The organism is Pseudomonas pergaminensis (assembly GCF_024112395.2).
GTDB classification, from domain to species: domain Bacteria; phylum Pseudomonadota; class Gammaproteobacteria; order Pseudomonadales; family Pseudomonadaceae; genus Aquipseudomonas; species Aquipseudomonas pergaminensis.
Genome location: NZ_CP078013.2, coordinates 5,630,148 through 5,650,168, shown reverse-complemented (window position 1 = coordinate 5,650,168; position 20,021 = coordinate 5,630,148). Strand labels below are relative to the sequence as shown.

Annotated in this window: 15 protein-coding genes; all 15 read right to left on the bottom strand. The window is 60.6% G+C overall.

Annotated features, from left to right (window positions below; all coding sequences use genetic code 11):
- Positions 1–163 precede the first annotated feature (163 nt).
- A complete protein-coding gene (locus tag KUA23_RS25700; protein WP_252993056.1) occupies positions 164–3,082 on the bottom strand; it encodes a DUF748 domain-containing protein in 2,919 nt (972 codons plus the stop codon).
- 88 nt (positions 3,083–3,170) lie between these two features.
- On the bottom strand, positions 3,171–4,187 hold the full coding sequence (locus tag KUA23_RS25695) for a class I SAM-dependent rRNA methyltransferase (RefSeq protein WP_252993055.1): 1,017 nt from the start codon (positions 4,185–4,187) through the stop codon (positions 3,171–3,173).
- A 57-nt stretch (positions 4,188–4,244) separates the two neighbouring features.
- On the bottom strand, positions 4,245–5,114 hold the full coding sequence (locus tag KUA23_RS25690) for an oxygenase MpaB family protein (protein ID WP_028617965.1): 870 nt from the start codon (positions 5,112–5,114) through the stop codon (positions 4,245–4,247).
- 16 nt (positions 5,115–5,130) lie between these two features.
- A complete protein-coding gene (gene acs / locus KUA23_RS25685) occupies positions 5,131–7,068 on the bottom strand; it encodes an acetate--CoA ligase (RefSeq protein ID WP_252993054.1) in 1,938 nt (645 codons plus the stop codon).
- Between the two features lie 105 nt (positions 7,069–7,173).
- Positions 7,174–8,838 (bottom strand): glucose-6-phosphate isomerase, encoded by a 1,665-nt coding sequence (gene pgi / locus KUA23_RS25680; protein WP_078050211.1) that lies wholly within the window; start codon positions 8,836–8,838, stop codon positions 7,174–7,176.
- 224 nt (positions 8,839–9,062) lie between these two features.
- A complete protein-coding gene (gene panC / locus KUA23_RS25675) occupies positions 9,063–9,914 on the bottom strand; it encodes a pantoate--beta-alanine ligase (RefSeq protein WP_078050210.1) in 852 nt (283 codons plus the stop codon).
- On the bottom strand, positions 9,911–10,711 hold the full coding sequence (gene panB, locus KUA23_RS25670) for a 3-methyl-2-oxobutanoate hydroxymethyltransferase (protein ID WP_078050209.1): 801 nt from the start codon (positions 10,709–10,711) through the stop codon (positions 9,911–9,913). The genes panC and panB overlap by 4 nt, the downstream gene beginning before the upstream one ends.
- A 367-nt stretch (positions 10,712–11,078) precedes the next feature.
- Positions 11,079–11,564, bottom strand: a complete 486-nt coding sequence (folK, locus tag KUA23_RS25665) for a 2-amino-4-hydroxy-6-hydroxymethyldihydropteridine diphosphokinase (protein WP_252993053.1) — start codon at positions 11,562–11,564, stop codon at positions 11,079–11,081.
- A 2-nt stretch (positions 11,565–11,566) separates the two neighbouring features.
- Positions 11,567–12,970, bottom strand: coding sequence for a polynucleotide adenylyltransferase PcnB (locus KUA23_RS25660; RefSeq protein WP_078050207.1), 1,404 nt, complete (start codon positions 12,968–12,970; stop codon positions 11,567–11,569).
- A 75-nt stretch (positions 12,971–13,045) separates the two neighbouring features.
- Positions 13,046–13,219 (bottom strand): hypothetical protein, encoded by a 174-nt coding sequence (locus tag KUA23_RS25655; RefSeq protein WP_157806825.1) that lies wholly within the window; start codon positions 13,217–13,219, stop codon positions 13,046–13,048.
- Positions 13,220–13,678: 459 nt separating this feature from the next.
- Positions 13,679–15,109: a sigma-54-dependent transcriptional regulator gene (locus tag KUA23_RS25650; RefSeq protein WP_034107044.1), complete on the bottom strand. Its 1,431-nt coding sequence runs from the start codon at positions 15,107–15,109 to the stop codon at positions 13,679–13,681.
- Between the two features lie 22 nt (positions 15,110–15,131).
- Positions 15,132–18,086 (bottom strand): sensor histidine kinase, encoded by a 2,955-nt coding sequence (locus tag KUA23_RS25645; RefSeq protein ID WP_177409493.1) that lies wholly within the window; start codon positions 18,084–18,086, stop codon positions 15,132–15,134.
- The gene (locus KUA23_RS25640; RefSeq protein WP_003176118.1) at positions 18,070–18,246 is read right to left on the bottom strand and encodes a hypothetical protein; all 177 of its coding nucleotides are present in this window, start codon (positions 18,244–18,246) and stop codon (positions 18,070–18,072) included. Before KUA23_RS25640 ends, KUA23_RS25645 begins: the two co-directional genes overlap by 17 nt.
- Before the next feature lie 62 nt (positions 18,247–18,308).
- Positions 18,309–19,196, bottom strand: a complete 888-nt coding sequence (gluQRS, locus tag KUA23_RS25635; protein WP_252993052.1) for a tRNA glutamyl-Q(34) synthetase GluQRS — start codon at positions 19,194–19,196, stop codon at positions 18,309–18,311.
- Positions 19,197–19,279: 83 nt separating this feature from the next.
- Positions 19,280–19,723 (bottom strand): RNA polymerase-binding protein DksA, encoded by a 444-nt coding sequence (gene dksA / locus KUA23_RS25630; protein WP_025857127.1) that lies wholly within the window; start codon positions 19,721–19,723, stop codon positions 19,280–19,282.
- Positions 19,724–20,021: the final 298 nt, after the last annotated feature.

The window sequence follows — 20,021 nt, the reverse complement described above, 5'->3', positions numbered from 1 at the left end:
GACATTCGTGTCGGGGCCTTTTCTATTTCGCGCTGGATGCAATCTCACGCCAATACAAGTCATCTGTAGGACCTGGCTTGCCGGCGATAGCGTCACCACGGTTCAACTGAAAACCCGAGGTGCCCGCATCGCCGGCAAGCCAGCTCCTATAGATGTGCGGGGTCTATTCGGCGTCCAGGTGCATGGGCGTCACGACCCGTCCGTCCTTCTCAGCCTGACCCAGGTTGGCATCAATGAAGTACACCCGGTCGTCTTCCAGCTGGCCCTTATCCACCAAGTAGTCCTTGATGGTGCTGGCACGGTCCTGGCCCAGTTGACGCAGCAATACATCACTGGTGCTCCAGAACTTGATCACGCCGTCCTTGAGCCTCGCTGTGCGGTCATCGCGGCTCAGGTCTTTCCATTCCGCCGGCGGTTGCTGTTTCAAACGGGTGCGGTAAATGCCTTCAAGCAGAGGCGCCTTTTCACCTTCCGGGACGACCAGCAGCGACGCCTGTGCGGGCACCTTGTCACCCCGGCGCTGGAGCATTTTGTAGTAGTTGTATTGGTATTCACGTTCCAGGCGCTGCGCAGCGAGGAAAGGCCCGTCGCTGCTGGCAGCGGCAGTGCCTTCGATTTCCAGACGCAGGGTAGGACGCTCTTTCAGTGCCTTGGCCAGGGTGTTCAAGGCGCCTTCGGCGTCTTTGTTCAACTCGCTGGAACCTGGGGCGAACGACACATTCCCAAGGTCTTCCGAACCGCCGCCGGTCACCAACCCGCCGATGAATTTGAAGGGCGCTGTCGCTGCGCGCACCACCAGGTTACGCAGGGTCTGCCACACGATGGGCATCACACTGAATTGCGGGTTATTCAGGTCGCCGGTTACCGGCAGTTCGATGGAGATCTTGCCGTCGCTGTCCTTGAGTAGCGCGATCGCCAGGCGAATCGGCAAATCCACGGCATCGGCGCTGTCGACCTTCTCACCCAGTTGCAATTGCTCGACCACCACCTTGTTCTCGGCCTTCAACTGGCCCTTGGTGATCACGTAGTGCAGGTCGAGGTTGAGACGGCCCTTACGGATACGGAACCCGGCGAACTTGCCGGAATAGGGCGTCAGGGTGGTCAGCTCGACGCGTTTGAAACTGGTGGCAATGTCCAGCGCCGCCATCGGATCAAACGGGTTTACGCTGCCTTTGATCGTGACCGGCGCGTAGCGGTCGACCTTGCCCTTGATATCAACGCTGGCTGGTTTGGCCTGGCGGCTGTCAATGGTGCCGATCTGACCGTTGAGCTGCTGAATCGCCGTGGCGAAGTTGGGGGTGAGGCTGAAGTCGGCAAAGTTGGCGGAACCGTCGTTGATCGCAATCTGGCCGATGCGAATGCCCAAGGGCTTGTCCTTGCTGGCGGGCTTGGGTCCTTTGTCGGGGGCTTGCGGAATCAAGAGGTCATCAACGTTGGTGGTACGGTCATCGTTGATCATGAAGCGTGCATACGGCTGCAGCAGGTTGACCTTGTCGATCGACAGGCTGTCGCCGTGCTGGTAGTTGACGCCTTCGAGCACCAGGCGCTGCCATTTGAGGAAGTCGCGGGTCTTGAGGGTGTCCAGCGTGTGTAATTGGTCGACCTGGGCGCGGCCAGTGACCTGCAGTTTCAGAGGGTCAGTGCTTTTCAGGTTTACATCGAGGTTGCTGCCGAGCATGCCGCTGCGCAGTTCCAGGCGGATGAACGGGCTGATGTAGGACTGGGCAACCCGAAGGTCGATGTCCTGGGTGTTCACTTTGAGCTTGGCGCTGACCGGGTTGAGGTTGACCTCGCCGGTCGCCTGGATTTTGCCTTGCTTGCCCACGCCTGAGTCGACTTTCAGGGTAAACGGGCTCTGGTTAAGGCTATCGAAGTTCTGCAGGTCGACGTTCAGCGGGCCTACCTCCAGCGCGACCGCCGGTTTGGCCTGGCGGTCGGCCAGGTGCACCTGATAGTTGCGCAGTTGCACGTCCTTGAGCAGCACTTGCCAAGGCTTGCTCGGCGCGGCGGGCTCGGCTTTTGGCGAGTCGGCGGTCGCCGGTGCGGTGGCAGGCTCCGGCGCCTTGGCCGGTTTGCTCGGTTGGCTGGCGAACAGTTTCTGCCAGTCAAGTTGCCCGTCAGCCTCAAGGGCCGCCCAGGTTTCGAGTTTGTTGCTGCGGATCTTGCCCACCACCACTTGCTGTTTCGCCAGGTCTACCGTGGTCTCGCTGACGTCCAGGCGTTCCAGGCGCACCAGTGGGCGACCGTCGGGCGCCTTGATGGCAAATGGCGCGATGCTGGCGGCGGTGTTGGTGAGGTTCAGCTCGGTCTCTTTGGCCAGGCTGAACTTGTACTCGGTACTGAAGTTGAGCACGCCGTCTTCAAGTACCAGTGGCAGCGCATCACGTACATAGGGCCACCAGGCTTTCATCTTGCCATCGGTGACCTTCAACGTGCCTTCGGAGAGCATCGGCACCAGGCTGAAATTACCTTTCCAGTCGATTCGCCCACCTTCAGGCCCGGCCGCCACCAATGTCATGTCGGCATTGTCTTCAGGCAAGGTGCTGAGGTTTTTCAGTTCGAAGTCGAGCGTATCGTAGAGGAATTCGATCGGTTCGCTGGGGCGCAGGTCCTGAAAGTGCACATAGCCGCCCGCCAGCTTGATGCTGTCGATGCGCAACGGGAAGGGCTTGGCATCAGGATCGGCGGGCGTTGGCTCGCTGGGGGGCAGCTTGAACAACTGTGCGAGGTTCAACTGGCCGGATTTGTCGAACAGCAGCTCGGTCTTCGGCTTGTCCAGTTGCACATCGGCAAGGTGCAGGGCGCGGGTCCAGAGGCTGTCGATCTGAAGATTGGCATAGAGGCGTTCGAAACCCACCTGTTCCTTGCCGGGCTCACCGATCTGGAGCCCCCATGCCGTCACTTCCAGGCTGAACGGGTTGAGCTCGATCCGCTCGATCCGGGCCGGCACCGTGGCGTAATTGGCCAGTTGCTGGTTGGCAATCCGAAGCGCGATACCGGGGAGAATCAAAAAGCCCAGCAAGCTGTACAGGGCAAGAGCGGTCAACAAGGCGCCGGCGGCGCGAATCAATCCTTTGGGCATGGGGTGACGCCATCTATGTCAAACAGGAGTGCCTTGGAGTATGGCACGGGTTTTCGGTTCCGAAGAGCAAGGCCCTTTGAGAAACGTCTTACAGCTGGAGTATCAGGGTTTTCAGCGGTGGCTGTTGATCCTGCGAGGGGAAGTCCGCGCCTGGCGTCATGATTGTCCAGTCACGTACGGGGCGTCCGGCTTTCTCCGCGCAGCGCAGGACCTGTTCGCGCCAATCATCCATGCTGACTTTTGCCAGGTTGTTGCAGCAGATCAGCACGCCATTGTCGGCGGTGGCTAGCAGCGCGGGCTTGAGCAGACTCTGGTAATCGCGCAGCAAGTCGACTGTGCCAAACGCGCTTTTGGCCCAGGCTGGCGGGTCGAGCAGTACCAGATCGTATTGACGCTGCTCCAGGCGTGGATAACTCGGCAGCTTCTGCCCGCGCCGTTGGGTGATCGGCAGGCCCGCCAATTGGCGGATCGCCGGGAAGTAATCCGACTGCACAAATTCCATAGTCGGCAGTTGCGGGTTCAGCAGGCCATTTTCGCGGCCGACCGCCAAGTTGCCCTCGGCGAAGTCCAGGTTGCAAACCTCACGGGCGCCCCCGGCGGCCGCGCTCAGGCCCACGCCGCAGGTGTAGGCGAACAGATTCAGCACGCTTTTGCCGGCACTGTTTGCCTTGACCCAGCCACGGGTGTTACGCAAATCCAGGAACAGCAGCGGGTCCTGCCCGGCATGGCGCCCGCGCACGCGGTAATTGAGGCCCCACTCGTGGCCGATCAGGTCTTCCAGCGCAGCGGACTCGGCACGATAAACCGTGTCTTCGCGGTCGATGCGCGAATTGCCACGGGAGCGGTCGTTGTACACCAGCAACAATTCCAGGCCCATGTACTGGTTGACCTGTTGATGCAGCGCCAGCAGCTCTTCGGTTTCCAGGGCTTGGTGAAAGCTCTGCACCAGCAATTGCGGGCCGTAGCGGTCGATGGTCAGGCCGCCGGCGCCTTCCTGGCTGCCATGGAACAGTCGGTAGCAGTCGGTGCCTTGGGCGTGCAGTTCGCTGATCAGGTCTTGGCGATGATCGAGGGCGGCGCGCAGCGCCTGATTCAGGGAAAACATGGAGCGCGCCTTGCAGGGGAATTGAGGGCGCGAAGTTTAACAGCTATGCACCGTCGCCTACATCAACCCCATCCGTCGATGGGCGCGCTGCACCGAACCGTTGCGCATCGCCCAGCGCAGCATCGGCGCACTGCGCTTGACCCCGGCACGGATCATCTGGCGTTGCAGCGGGCTTTGGTGTTGGTCGAGCATGGCGCTGGCCCAATCCGGCAGCAGGTCGATTCCGGCTTGCATCATCAAACTGCCAAAGGGCTTGGCCAGTAGGCTGGGGGAGGGCGCGTCAAGCAGTAAACGCAGTACTTCGCGGCTGCGATCGTCGCACAGCAATTGTGGGCGGATACGTGCCAGATAATCTGAAATTTCCTGCCGAGAGCGCGGCACATGCCGCGCACCTAACTGTTCGGCGACCAAGGCAATTTCGCTGTAGTAACGGTCCTGGTCTCGACCTGAAAGCTGCGGGTTGCGATAGCGCAGGTGAGCGGCGAGGAAGTTACTGACCTCCGCCACATGCACCCAGGTCAGCAACTCTGGGTCGCTGGCCGCATAAGGTCGCCCGTCCGGAGCGTGGCCGACGACCTGGAGGTGAATGGTGCGGACTTTTTCGATCAGCCATTCGGCGTCTTTGCGCGAACCAAACGTCGTGCCCGAGATGAACTGCGAGGTGCGCCGCAACCGCCCGAGCATGTCCTGACGAAAGTTCGAATGGTCCCACACGCCCGCCAGGGCCAGTGGGTGCAAGGCTTGCAGCATCAAGGCGCTGATGCCGCCGATGAGCATGCTGCTGAAGTCGCCATGCACCTGCCAACTCACCGAATCGGGCCCGAACAGGCCGGGGTCGCCCTTGGGGTTTTCCAGGTCCAGTTGGCCCAGCGACAGGCCTGTAAGGCTCATCAACTGGCTTTCGATACGGCTGCGGATAAATTCCATGGCGACTCAGGGGTTCCTATCGGTTCAAGCGTTTGTCGATCAGGCCATCCACCACGCTCGGGTCGGCCAGCGTCGAGGTATCACCGAGGCTGTCGAGTTCGTTGCAGGCGATCTTGCGCAAAATCCTGCGCATGATCTTGCCGGAGCGGGTTTTCGGCAAGGCCGGTGCCCATTGAATCAGTTCCGGCTTGGCGAAGCTGCCAATTTCCTTGCTGACCAGGTCCAGCAGGTGTTTTTTCAGCGCGTCGTCGGGTTCCACGCCATTCATCGGCGTGACAAAGGCGTAGATGCCCTGGCCTTTGACATCATGGGGATACCCCACCACGGCGGCCTCGGCGACCTGGTCGTGCAGCACCAGGGCGCTCTCCACCTCGGCGGTGCCGATACGGTGACCGGACACGTTGATCACATCGTCGATGCGCCCGGTGATCCAGTAGTCGCCGTCTTCATCGCGTCGCGCACCGTCACCGGTGAAGTAGTAGCCGGGGTAAGGTTTGAAATAGGTGTCGATCATGCGCTGCGGATCGCCGTACACGCTGCGGATCTGCCCCGGCCAGCTCGCTTTGATCGCCAGTACGCCGCTGCCGGCCCCGCTGAATTCTTTGCCCTGTTCGTCGAGCAGCACGGGCTGTACGCCAAACATCGGCTGGGTGGCGCAGCCAGGCTTGATACGCTGCGCGCTGACCAAGGGGCTGAGCATGATGCCGCCGGTCTCGGTCTGCCACCAGGTATCCACAATCGGGCAGCGCTGTTCGCCCACCGCATTGAAGTACCAGTCCCAGGCTTCCGGGTTGATCGGTTCGCCGACGCTGCCCAGCAGACGCAAGCTGGCGCGAGAGGTGCTCTCCAGCGGACCATGGCCCTCGCGCATCAAGGCACGCAACGCGGTAGGGGCGGTGTAGAAAATATTGACCTTGTGCTTGTCGATCACCTGCCAGAAGCGTGAGCTGTCCGGGTAGCTCGGCACGCCTTCGAACATCAGCGAAGTCGCGCCGTTGGCCAGCGGGCCGTACACGATGTAACTGTGGCCGGTGACCCAGCCCACATCGGCGGTGCACCAAAACACTTCGCCCTCGCGGTAGTCGAGCACGTATTTGAAGGTCATTGCGGCTTGCAGCAGGTAGCCGCCGGTGGTGTGCAGCACACCTTTGGGTTTGCCGGTGCTGCCGGAGGTGTAGAGGATGAACAGCGGGTCTTCGGCGTCCATTGGCTCAGGCGGGCAGTCGCTGCTGGCCGCATCCAAGGCTTGTTGATACTTGAGATCGCGGCCTTCGCTCCAGTTAACGGTCGCTCCGGTGCGTTCTACCACCAGCACCGTGCTCACATTCGGGCAACTGGCCAGGGCTTTGTCGACATTCTGTTTCAGTGCTACCGGTTTACCACCGCGCACGCCTTCGTCCGCAGTGATTACGGTGCGGCAGTCGGCGTCGAGAATACGGTCACGCAAGGCATCCGGCGAGAAGCCGCCAAATACCACGGAATGTACCGCGCCGATCCGCGTGCAAGCGAGCATGGCGTAGGCGGCTTCAGGGATCATCGGCATGTAGATGCACACCCGGTCGCCTTTCTTTACGCCACGGCTTTTCAGCACATTGGCCAGGCGGCTGACGTTCTGGTGCAGTTGGCGGTAGGTGATTTTTGAAGATTTTGTCGGATCATCGCCTTCCCAGATGAAGGCCGGCTGATCGGCGCGCAGGGCGAGGTGACGGTCGATGCAGTTGTAGCTGACATTCAGTTGGCCGCCGGCAAACCATTGCGCAGCGCCGGTCTTGATGTCTGAGCGTTGAACGGTGTGCCACGGGGTTGTCCAGTCGAGAAAGCCTTTGGCCTGTTCAGCCCAGAACGTATCCGGCTGATCGATGGATTGGCGATAGAGGCGCTGGTAGTCCTCCTGACTGAGTTGCGCAGCCCGGCGGACGGCATCGGCGGTGGGGAACGTGCTGATATCGAACATGAGCGATCCTTATTCTTGTTTTGGCAACAAGTGATAAAGATGCACCCTGCAAGGGGAGGGTTCAAGGCCAACGTCCAAACGGACGTTGGCCCTGCGATACCTGGATCAGCCGCGGTGACGACCGCGGAAGTAGTTGATCAGGCCCTGGGTCGAAGCATCTTCGGCCGAGGTTTCTTCGGCGCCGGTCAGGCGGTTGTAGACGCCCTTGCCCAGCTCCTTGCCCAGCTCCACGCCCCATTGGTCGAAGGCGTTGATGCCCCAGATCACGCTCTGTACGAATACTTTGTGCTCATACATGGCGACCAGTGCGCCCAGGCGACGCGGGCTGATGCGCTCGACCACGATGGTGTTGCTCGGACGGTTGCCCGGGATCACCTTGTGCGGTGCCAGCTTCTGCACTTCGTCTTCCGGGATGCCTTTGTCGCGCAGCTCGGCTTCGGCTTCGGCGCGGGTCTTGCCGAGCATCAGTGCCTGGCTCTGGGACAGGCAGTTGGCGTACAGCCACTGATGGTGGTCGGACACCGGGTTGAAGCTGACGATCGGCACGATGAAGTCGGCCGGGATCAGTTGGGTCCCCTGGTGCAGCAACTGGTGATACGCGTGCTGACCGTTGCAACCTACGCCACCCCAGATCACTGGGCCGGTATCGGTCGCCACTGGGGTGCCGTCCTGGCGCACGCTCTTGCCGTTGGATTCCATGTCCAACTGTTGCAAGTGCTTGGTGATGTTACGCAGGTAGTGGTCGTACGGCAGGATCGCATGGCTCTGCGCACCCCAGAAGTTGCCGTACCACACACCCAGCAAGCCGAGCAGTACTGGCATGTTGGCTTCGAATGGCGCGTTCTGGAAATGCTGGTCCATGGTGTAGGCACCGGACAGCAGCTCCTTGAAGTTGGACATGCCGATCGCCAGGGCGATTGGCAAGCCGATGGCCGACCACAGCGAGTAACGACCGCCTACCCAGTCCCACATCGGGAAGATGTTTTCTTCGCGGATACCGAAGGCCACGGCTGCCGCGTTGTTGCTGGATACAGCGATGAAGTGACGGTACAGCTCTGCTTCCGAGCCACCCTGGGCCAGGTACCAGGCGCGGGCGGCCTGGGCGTTTTTCAGGGTTTCTAGGGTGTTGAAGGATTTCGACGAGACGATAAACAGCGTGGTCTCGGCGCGCAGCTTCATGGTCAGCTCGTGGAACTCGCTGCCGTCGATGTTCGCCAGGTAATGGCAGCGCACGCCTTTATGGGCGTAGGACAACAGGGCTTCGGAGACCAGCTCCGGGCCGAGGAACGAGCCACCGATACCGATGTTCACCACGTCGGTGATCGGCTTCTCGGTGTAGCCACGCCACAGGCCGTCGTGGATGCGCCCGACCAGGTCAGTGATCTGGTTCAGCACTTTGTGCACGTCCGGCATGATGTTCACGCCGTTCACCGACAACTTGTCGCCCACCGGGCGGCGCAGGGCGGTGTGCAGGGCCGGGCGACCTTCGGACGAATTGACGGGCTCGCCGGCGTACAGCGAGTCGATCGCGTCTTTGAGGCCGACTTCTTTGGCGAGGCCCACGAGCAGGTCACGGGTTTCGCTGGTGATCAGGTTTTTCGAGTAATCGAGGAAAAGTCCGCAGCTGCTCAAGGTGAACTGGGAGAAACGCTGAGGATCGGCATTGAACGCTTCGCGCATGCTGAAATCCTGCATGGCTTGGCGATGTTGATTGAGCGCTTGCCAGGCGGGCAGAGCGGTAACGTCATGAGGAGTGCGGTAGTACGCCATCGCTGCGGGTTTCCTTTTATTACGGGGACTGCCTTTAGGACACTTCTAAGCCCGGAACGTCCAGTCTTTTATCAAGCAATGGATTCCGGACAGCGCTAACCATAGCGCAGGGCGATTACATTAAACCTAGCGTGTCGATATGTCTTGGCTTTGTCTGCGCTAAGGCCGGTACTTTTTTATACCGGCACTTTTATTCACGCAACGAAGAGGGCAACGGGGAGGGGTCAGTCGAGGGTCAGGTGCAGGTTATCGATGAGGCGGGTGGCTCCCAGATAGGCGGCGACCAGGATCACGATATCGCGGTCCTCGGGTGTGGCGGGGCGCAAATGCACGCCTTGGCGTACTTCGAGGTAGTCCAGGCGCAGACCGGCGGCTTCGATCTGCAGCACCTGCTCGGCACGCAGCTTGGCGAAGTCGTGGTCACCGGCTTTGATTGCTGCGCCAATGTGGCTGAGGCTGCGGTACAGCACTGGCGCAATGGCCCGTTGTTCATCGGTGAGGTAGCCATTGCGCGACGACAGCGCGAGGCCATCGTCGGCGCGCACAGTGGGCTCGCCGATGATCTGGATCGGCATGTTCAGGTCATGGACCATGGCGCGGATCACGGCCAGTTGCTGGTAATCCTTCTGGCCAAACACCGCCATGTCCGGCTGGACCATGTTGAACAGCTTGCTGACCACCGTCGCCACGCCTTCGAAGTGCCCCGGACGGCTGGCGCCACACAGGCCTTCAGACAATTGCGGCACGCTGACGCGGGTCTGGCCGGTCATGCCACCGGGGTACATTTCCTCAACGGTGGGCGCGAACAACAGGTTGCAGCCGGCTTGCAGCAGCTTTTCCTGGTCGGCGGCGAGGGTGCGCGGGTATTTGTCCAGGTCTTCGCCGGCGCCAAACTGCAGCGGGTTGACGAAGATGCTGGCCACCACGAAGTCGGCCTGCTGGGCCGCCTTGGTCACCAGCGTGGCATGGCCACTGTGCAGGTTGCCCATGGTCGGCACAAAGCCAATGCGCTTGCCGGCGTTGCGGGCGTGGGTAACAGCGGCCCGCAGTTCACGTACGGTTTTAACGGTGTTCATGCAGAAAATCCGTGTTCGGCGCCAGGGAAGGTCACGCCTTTGACTTCGGCGACGTAGGCGCTTAATGCGTCGTGGATGCTGGCTTGGCCGGCCATGAAGTTTTTCACGAACTTCGGCACGCGGCCGCTGATCGACAGGCCGAGCATGTCGTGCAGCACCAGCACCTGGCCGTCGGTGGCGGAACCTGCGCCGATACCGATCACCGGCACTTTCACGGCCTGGGTGATCTCCGCCGCCAGTTCGCTCGGCACGCATTCAAGCAGGATCATTGCCGCGCCGGCCTGCTCCAGGGCAATGGCATCGGCACGCATCTGGCGCGCCTGGGCCTCATTGCGGCCCTGAACCTTGTAGCCGCCGAGGATGTTCACCGACTGTGGCGTCAGCCCCATGTGCGCGCAGACCGGCACGCCGCGTTCGGCCAGCAGGCGGATCGACTCGGCAAGCCACACCGCGCCTTCGACTTTGATCATGTGCGCACCGGCTTGCATCAGCTTGCCGGCATTCAGGAAGGTTTGTTCGAGCGTCGCGTAACCCATGAATGGCAGGTCGGCGATGATGAAGGCACCATCGTTACCGCGCTTGACGCTGGCGGTGTGGTACGCAAGTTCATCAGTGGTGACGGGCAGGGTGCTGTCATTCCCTTGAAGAACCATGCCGAGGGAGTCACCTACCAGCAGCACTTCAACCCCGGCCTGGCAACTGGCGTGGGCGAAGGTGGCGTCATAGCAGGTCAGCATGGCGATTTTTTCACCTTTGAGCTTGAGGCTCTGCAAGGTGGTCAGGGTAATGTCTGGCATGAAAAGGGTCCTCGTTCAGGCGCTTGGAAACAGCGAGTAACGCGCGTGAGTCTTCGTTTATACAGGCGCACTGTCTTGAGAGCAGTGCTTATAAGGCCTGGATTGCGCCCTTTAGCGCCGGGTTGGCGGCAGCGGGACGCCTATAGTCGTGAGGAGGACACGGGAAGTCAATTGGATGTGTTACCGCATTGTTACGATGGCGGTGTTACCGCTGTTACTGACGCGATTCAGCAAGTGGGAAAGCGATTTTGAGGGGCGTAGGTGAACAAAATGTGAGAGCTGGCTTGCCTGCGATGCAGGCGCCTCGGTCTTTCAGTGAAACCGAGGTGATGCTATCGCAGGCAAGCCAGCTCCCACATTGATCGAGTCAGTTTTGGGGCAAGCGTTCCAGGCCGACAAACGGGCAGGCTGCCAGTAAGTCGTCGAGGGTTTGGCCATCGGGTAACGTCAGGCTGGCGGGTGCCAGTTCGGCCAACGGGTACAGCACAAATGCGCGCAGGTGCATCTGGTAGTGCGGGACCTTGAGGCGCGGTTCATCGATCAAGCGATCACCAAACAGCAGGATGTCCAGGTCGAGCGTGCGTGGGCCCCATCGTTCAAGGCGTTCGCGGCCTTGGTCATTCTCGATGGCTTGCAGCGCGTCCAGCAGTTCCAGGGGCGCAAGGTGGCTGTCCAGGGCGGCCACCGCGTTGGTGTAGCGCGGCTGGCCCGGGAGCAGGGAGTCACTTTGATAGAAGGTCGAGACACCGGCGACGGTGGTGCCTGGCAATTGCGCCAGCGCGTCAAGAGCGCTGCGCAATTGCTGATCCGGGGCCGCGAGGTTGCTGCCCATGCCGACGTAGATGCGTTCCACGTTTATTCGCCTGCTGCGCCCGAGGCATCAGCGGCGCTGCGCTTGCGCTTGGCACCGCTGCGACGGCGCTTCTTCGGGCCTTCGCCGGCGCCATCGCCCTTGCTGCCGAGGTCGCGGATCATATCGCGGCGCTCGCTGTCGTTGGCGTCCTGGTAGTCGGTCCACCATTCGCCCAGGCCATCAGTCTGCTCACCGGCGCTCTCACGCAGCAGCAGGAAGTCATAGCCGGCGCGGAAACGCGGGTTGTCCAGCAACAGGTCGGCGCGTTTGCCGCTGCGGCGTGGCAGACGCTCCTGCATGTCCCAGATCTCGCGGATCGGCATAGTGAAGCGTTTCGGAATAGCGATGCGCTGGCACTGTTCGGCGATCAGCTCATGCGCGGCTTCCTGCATGGCCGGGATCGGCGGCATGCCACGTTCCTGCAAGCGCAGTACACGTTTTGGCAGGGCTGGCCACAACAGGGCAGCAAACAGGAACGCCGGGGTAACCGGCTTGTTCTGCTTGATGCGCAGGTCGGTGTTGATCAACGCTTCGCTGATCAAGGTGTGGGTGTACGTCGGGTTGTATTCCAAGGCCTCGGCGCTGGCCGGGAACAGTGGATCGAATAGCTGCAGGTCCACCAGCATTTCAAAGGTGTCGGCGGCGTAGCCCGAGAGGAACAGCTTGAGCACTTCTTCGAACAGGCGTGCCGAGGGAATTTCCCGCAGCATCGGTGCCAGGTCGCGAATTGGCGCAGCGGTGTGTTTCTCGATGCCGAAGTTCAGCTTGGCGGCGAAACGCACGGCCCGCAGCATGCGCACCGGGTCTTCCTGGTAGCGCTGGACCGGGTCGCCGATCAGGCGGATCAGGTTATTGCGGATATCGTGTACGCCATTGGCGTAATCGAGGATGCGCTCGCTGACCGGATCGTAATAGAGGGCGTTGATGGTGAAGTCGCGGCGCTGCGCGTCTTCTTCCAGGGTGCCGTAGACGTTGTCGCGCAAAATGCGCCCGCTTTCGTTGCGGGAGGACTGGTTAGTGTCTTCCTCTTCATCGTTTTGCGGGTGGCCTGCGCGGAACGTCGCGACTTCGATGATTTCGCGACCGAAGTGGATATGCACCAACTTGAAGCGCCGGCCGATGATCCGCGCGTTGCGGAATTCAGCGCGTACCTGCTCGGGTGTGGCGCTGGTGGCGACGTCGAAGTCCTTGGGCGTGATATTGAGCAACATGTCGCGTACGCACCCGCCCACCAGATAAGCCTGGTAGCCGGCGTTCTGCAAACGTTCGACGATGTTCACTGCATAACGGCTGAATTGAGCGCGTTGCAGCGAATGCTGGCTGCTATTGAGCACTTCAGGCGTGCTGCGTTTGTGTTGCGTACGACGCAAGGGAGAACGGAATGACTGGAACAACTTCTTCAGCATGGGATGCACTGTTTGAAGGAATGTTCGGCCATAACGAAGAATGACCGCATGATGGGCCGGGATTCTAGCATTTAGTCAGGGGATGGTGTAGGAACAAGCTGCAAGCCCCAAGCCAAAAGCTTCAAGAGATTGCTGGAAGGTCAAATCGCGGAAACTACAAGGGGAGCCGAAGCTCCCCCAGAAGTAGTTGCGTGCTCTATTTTTATTATTTATTTCGGGCTTCTTGTTTTTGTTGATCGCCCTCGCCATGAAGCTTCACCTTCATGACACTCCCAATCGGGAGTCAAGAGCAAACGGATTGCTTTGGTCGCTGTGTTGCTGATCTACGATCCAACCAGTTCAGGCTCTGCCTTAGGGCAGTTTTTGTTGTTCTCGGCCTGGTTGCGGGGCAAGCCCCAAATGCAACGCCTCTCCAAAAGAATCAGTTAGCTGCGCCTCCGCCGTGTTGTTTTTGTTATGCGTGAGTCGATTCGTCTTATTTTTATTGTCTTGTACAAAGCTTGTTATTGTTTTTGTACTAAGCATATAGCAGGGTGCGTGCCAACTTTTGCGCCACCCAGCAAAACCGGGGGGTTGAGGTGGTTTCGGGTTTTTGACGGGCCAAAAAAAGCCGGGGCTTCGTTACCGTAAGCCCCGGCTTTTGTTACGCGAAATATCCGCGGTAACAGTTTTTTCACATCGGTGGGTGTTACCTGTGGGCGCGCGCCCTCAGCTCTCGCTGGCCACACCCGTCTTGCGCCGTGGAATACCCAGGCGTTGGCGGCGCTCCCACAGGCATTTGCGGCTTACGCCCAGCTTGCGCGCCAGTTCGGTCTCGGTCATGTGGTCCTGATGCTCAAGGACGAAATGCTGGAAGTAGTCTTCCAGCGACAGGTCTTCAGTCGGCTCATGGCTGGTATTGCTGCCGCCGCCCTGTTGAGGCGCGAGGCCGATGAAGTCGTCATCCTCCAAGTCGCTGAGCTCGATGTCGATACCCAGCAGTTCGGCGGAAATTTCCGGGCTCTCGGACAGAATCACCGCACGCTCGACCGCATTTTCCAGCTCCCGCACGTTACCCGGCCACGAGTAATGCCGAATGGCCTGCTCGGCGTCCGGGGCGAACTTCAGGTCGGTACGGTTGATGCGCGCGCTCTGGCGCAGCAGGAACGCGCTGGCGATCTCGTTGACGTCGGCGCCACGCTCACGCAGGGCCGGCAGCTTGAGCGCGATCACGTGTAGACGGTAGTACAAGTCTTCACGGAACTGGCCGATCTTGGCCAGGCTCTTGAGGTCACGGTGAGTGGCCGCGATCAGGCGCACATCGACCTTTTGCGACTGCACCGAGCCTACGCGGCGAATCTCACCTTCCTGGAGCACGCGCAGCAAGCGCGCCTGGGCTTCCAGTGGCAGCTCGCCGATTTCATCAAGGAACAACGTGCCGCCGTCCGCAGCTTCTACCAGGCCCGCGCGCCCGGCACTGGCGCCAGTGAATGCGCCTTTCTCGTGGCCAAACAGTTCGGACTCGATCAGGGATTCAGGGATTGCCGCGCAGTTCACCGAGATCATCGGCGCCTTGGCACGCTTGGACAGGTTATGCAGGGCGCGGGCCACCAGTTCTTTACCGGTGCCTGACTCGCCTTGGATCAATACATTGGAGTCGGTGGGCGCGACTTTGCGGATCTTGCTGTAGAGGTCCTGCATCGGTGGGCAGGAGCCGATGATGCCGATCTCACCGTTGCTGTTGTCGACGCCTGGCTTGTCGGCCGTTTTTCCGGCCGGGCGCTGTTCGGCTGGCGCACTGCTGGCCGACTGGCGGTCACGCAGGATGCGCGCAACGGCCTGGAGCATCTCGTCATGGTCGAAAGGTTTGGCGATGTAGTCCACCGCGCCCATCTTCATGGAGTCCACTGCCGAACGCAGGCTGGCGTAGCTGGTCATGATCAGCACAGGGGTGCCCTGGCCAAGCTTGATCAACTCGGTACCAGGCGCGCCAGGCAGGCGCAGGTCACTGACAATCAGGTCGAACGTGGGAATGCTGAAACGCTCTTGGGCTTCCTGCACCGAGCCGGCTTCGCTGACTTGGTACTGATTACGTTCAAGCAGGCGACGCAAGGCAGAGCGGATAATGGTTTCGTCTTCGACGATCAAAATGTGCGGCATTGATTCAGTTCTCTCGACGGTCTCAGTTCACAGCGGACGTCGCTTCGACATGACGCGGCAAGGTCACCCGAATACGGGTGCCGCGTTGGCTTTCGGTGTCAGCCGGGCTGTCGATGGTGATTTGTCCATAATGCTCTTCAACGATGGAATAGACCAGTGCAAGGCCCAGACCGGTACCTTCACCTGGGTCCTTGGTGGTGAAGAAGGGTTCGAACAATCGGTCCATGATGTTCTGTGGAATACCGCTACCTTCATCTTCGACGATCAGATCGACCGTATGTTCGAAAGCCTCGGTCTTGACGCGTACCGCACCGCCGGCAGGGGTTGCGTCACGGGCGTTGGACAACAGGTTGATCAGCACTTGGGCCAGGCGTTGTGAGTCGCCGTCGACCCAATGGTCGGGGTCGCACAAGTTGAAGAACTGTACTTCGAAATTGCGCCGGTTCAAGGCCAGCAGCCCAATGGCATCCTGTGCTACTTCGGCCAGGCACACGGCTTCGTCCTGGTTCTGATGGGCGCCGGCATGGGCAAAGCTCATCAGCGACTGCACGATGCGTGAAACACGCTTGGTCTGTTCGAGGATCTGCCCGCTGATCTCGGTGATCTCGCCGTCTTCTTCGCGCTCTTCCCGCAGGTTCTGCGCGAGGCAAGCGATACCGGTGATCGGGTTGCCGATTTCATGGGCCACACCCGCCGCCAGTCGGCCAATGCTGGCCAACCGCTCGGAATGCACCAGCTTGTCTTCGAGCATCTGGGTTTCGGTCAGGTCTTCCACCAGCAACACCAGGCCGCTGTTACCGGGCGCCAGGGGTTCGTCGATGGCGGCTTTGTGCAGGTTGAGCCAACGGGTCTGGCCGTCGAGGGCCAGGTGCTGCTTGTGCAAGTGCTCGTCGGGCAGGTTGATGAAGCCTTGCAGCAATTCTTTCCACGGGTCGCCCAGGGTATTGAGGCGTGAACCGACCACCCGCTGTGCCGCGATACCGGTGAGTTCTTCCATGGCCTTGTTCCACATCAGGATCTCCTGGTCCTTGGCCAGGGAGCACACGCCCATGGGTAATTCCTGCAGGGTCTGGCGGTGGTAGCGGCGCAAGGCATCGAGTTCGGCGGCGAGACCGGTAAGGCGTGAGTGGTAATCCTCCAGCCGGCTTTCGATGAAATGGATGTCTTCGGTCACATAGTTTTCGCCGCCGGCCTTATAGGGCAGGAAGGTTTCCACCATGTCCTGGGACACGCTTGGCCCCATCAAGCCGGACAGGTTGGCCTCGATACGGTCACGCAGGCGCCGCAACGCATAGGGGCGGCGCTCGTCAAATGGCAGGTAGAGGTCGCGCAGCGCCTGTTCGACTTCCTTTTGCGCGGCCTTTGCGCCCAAGGGCTTGGCTAGTTGCGTGGCGAACTCCTGGGGGGAGGCCGCATGCAGTTCGCGGCGTTGCGGGCGGCGTACGTTATCCACCGCGCACGCTTCGGCGGCGCTGGTTTCTTCCGGGCTGGCGTTGGTGAACAGGGAGATCAGCGTGAACATCAAGACGTTGGCGGCCAACGACGCAATCGCCGCCATGTGCCAACTGGTGTCATCCAGCACGTAGATCATGTTCAGCAGCGGGATGTAGAAGCCCTGCAGATTGCCGACCAGCGGCAACAGCATGGTTACGATCCACACCAGGATCCCCGCCAGCAACCCGGCGATGAAGCCGCGGCGATTGGCGGTTGGCCAGTACAGCACCGACAACACGCCCGGCAAGAACTGCAAGGTGGCGACAAACGCGACGATACCCAGGTTGGCCAAGTCCTGCCCGGCGCCCAGTAACAGGTAGAACCCATAGCCGGCCATGATGATCGCGACGATCAGCGCGCGGCGCGTCCATTTCAGCCAGCGGTAGATATTGCCTTCAGCCGGCGGCTGGTACAGCGGCAATACCAGGTGGTTGAGTGCCATGCCCGACAGCGCCAGGGTTGTCACGATGATCAGCCCGCTGGCCGCCGACAACCCGCCTACGTACGCCAGCAGCGCCAAGGCCGGGCTATTCGCGGCAATACCGATGCCGAGGGTGAAGTATTCGGGGTTGGTGGTGGCGCCCAGTTTCAAGCCTGCCCACAGGATGAGCGGCACCGCCAGGCTCATCAGCAACAGGAACAACGGCAAGCCCCAGCTCGCACTGACCAGCGAGCGCGGGTTGAGGTTCTCGGTGAAGGTCATGTGGTACATGTGCGGCATCACAATTGCCGAGGCGAAGAACACCAGCAGCAGCGTGCGCCATGGGCCTTCCTGCAATGGGGTGTGCAGGGCGGCGAGGGCGGTCTGGTTCTGCAGCAGCCACAGTTCCAGCTGTTGCGGGCCGTCGAACACGCCGTACAGCGCATAAAGGCCGACGCCACCGATGGCGATCAGCTTGATCACCGACTCAAAGGCAATCGCAAACACCAGGCCTTCGTGTTTTTCGCGGGTGGCGATGTGGCGTGAGCCAAAGAAAATCGTGAACAACGTGATCAGTGCGCAGAAGGCCAGGGCGACCCGATGCTGTACCGGCTCGCGGGTCAGGATGCTGATGGAGTCGGCCACGGCCTGGATTTGCAGGGCCAGCAACGGCAACACGCCGATCAACATGAAGACAGTCGTCAGCGCGCCGGCCCAGGTGCTGCGAAAGCGAAAGGCAAACAGGTCGGCGAGGGAAGACAGTTGGTAGGTACGGGTGATTTTCAGGATCGGATACAGCAGCACCGGCGCCAGCAGAAACGCGCCGGACACGCCGAGGTAGCTCGACAGAAAGCCATAACCGTACTGATAGGCCAGGCCCACGGTGCCATAGAACGCCCAGGCACTGGCGTATACGCCGAGGGACAAGGTGTAGGTCAACGGATGGCGAATGATCGCCCGCGGAATCATTCCGCGCTCACTGATCCAGGCGACTCCGAACAACGCGGCCAGGTAGGCGGCGCTGATCAGCAGCATCTGGGTGAGGCTAAAGCTCATCGGCATCTTTTTGGCTCTGCAGGATGAAAGTCACGACGATCAGGATCAGCCACAGCAGATAAGGGCGATACCAGGCGCCCGTGGCGTCGATCCACCAATCCATGATGGCGGGGGAGAACAGGTAGATCCCGACGACCAGCAGCAGGACCAATCGATAGATGTACATGTTGGCCTCTGTCTAAAAACGTGCGGCGATGGTAACGGATGCTTGGCAAGCTGCAAGCGCCTTCAGCTCAATTGCGCTTCGGCCAGCGTGAGTGTGCGCGGTATCCGCGTGGCATCCCAGTGCGTAATCCCCCAATCCAGCAGTTCCCGTGGGCTGGCGTGCAACAGTTCGTCACCGGGTTGCTGGCCGAGGGCGCGCAGGGCTCTCAATAGCAAAGGCGTGGCCTGGTCGGGTGTCAACGGCGGTGAACGGTAGGATTTGCCCAGTTTATTGCCGTCCGGCTGGATGATCAGCGGCACGTGCAGGTAGCGCGGTTGGCGCAGGCCGAGCAGTTCTTGCAGGTAGAGCTGGCGTGGCGTCGAGTCCAGCAGGTCGGCACCGCGCACGATATCGGTCACACCTTGCCACGCATCGTCGAGCACGACGGCCAGTTGATAGGCGTAGAGGCCGTCGCGGCGACGGATAACGAAATCGCCTACATCGCGGCCCAGGTGCTGTCGGAATTCGCCCTGTACACGGTCGGTAAAGTGGTACTCAAGCTCAGGCACGCGTAAACGGATGGCGGCATCTTGTTGGTCGTGGCCAGCATTGCGGCATAGGCCCGGGTATATGCCGTTGTAGGGTTCCAGTTGTTTGCGCGAGCAGGTGCAGGCGTAGGCCAGGCCGTGGTTGAACAGGTCATTAAGCACTTTGGCGTAGGCTTCATGCCGCTCGCTTTGTCGGACCAATTCACCGTCCCACTCGAAGCCATAGCTTTCCAGGGCATGCAGGATTGCCGCCTGGGCACCGGGCTCTTCGCGCGGCGGGTCGAGGTCTTCCATGCGCATCAGCCAGCGGCCTTGGTTGGCGCGGGCGTCGAGGTAGGAGGCGAGGGCGGCGACCAGGGAGCCAAAATGCAAATGGCCGCTGGGTGTGGGGGCGAAACGCCCAATATAGGTAGAGGCTGTCATGGGCCGGATACTACTGGAAATTCGGTAAACGCCAGAAACAAAAATGGGGCGTTTGCACGCCCCATTCGTTCAGCTCGGCTGGATTACTTGCCGACCTGTTTTTCCTTGATTTCGGCCAAGGTCTTGCAGTCTACGCAGAGGTCCGCGGTTGGGCGGGCTTCCAGGCGACGAATACCAATCTCGACGCCGCAGGATTCGCACCAGCCGTATTCTTCGTCCTTGATCAGCTGCAGCGTCTTGTCGATCTTCTTGATCAACTTGCGCTCGCGATCACGGGCGCGCAGTTCAAGGGCGAATTCTTCTTCCTGGCTCGCACGGTCGGCCGGGTCAGGGAAGTTGGCTGCTTCGTCCTTCATATGGTCAACCGTACGGTCGACCTCCTGCATCAAGTCCTGTTTCCACTTGTTCAGGATCTTGGTGAAGTGCTCGCGCATGGGCTCGCCCATGTACTCCTCACCTTTCTTTTCTACGTAAGGTTCGAAGCCGTTGAGGCCTTGAGTCTGCTGTTGCTTTGCTTGGGTGGACATGAATAGACCGCCTCTCACTCTTCTAATCCATTGCGCAGGATTGCAACGTCACCGACACCTGCCGGCCCTGCGGCTGCAAGCGGGCGAACTTACCAGATAGATTCGGGGTGCGCCACTCCCGGTTGTCGAGGCCCACGGCAATGGGGTTGCAAACTGCATCAGCCCGTCGTTGCTGGGTATGTGTTGCCTCGAATGTTGATTTTAGTCGTTTTGCCGGCGCTTGCCCGGCCGGCACATGCCGCCGGGCAGGCAATAGAGCATGTTTTACGGCGCGGGTTCGGTAGAATCCAGATTTTGT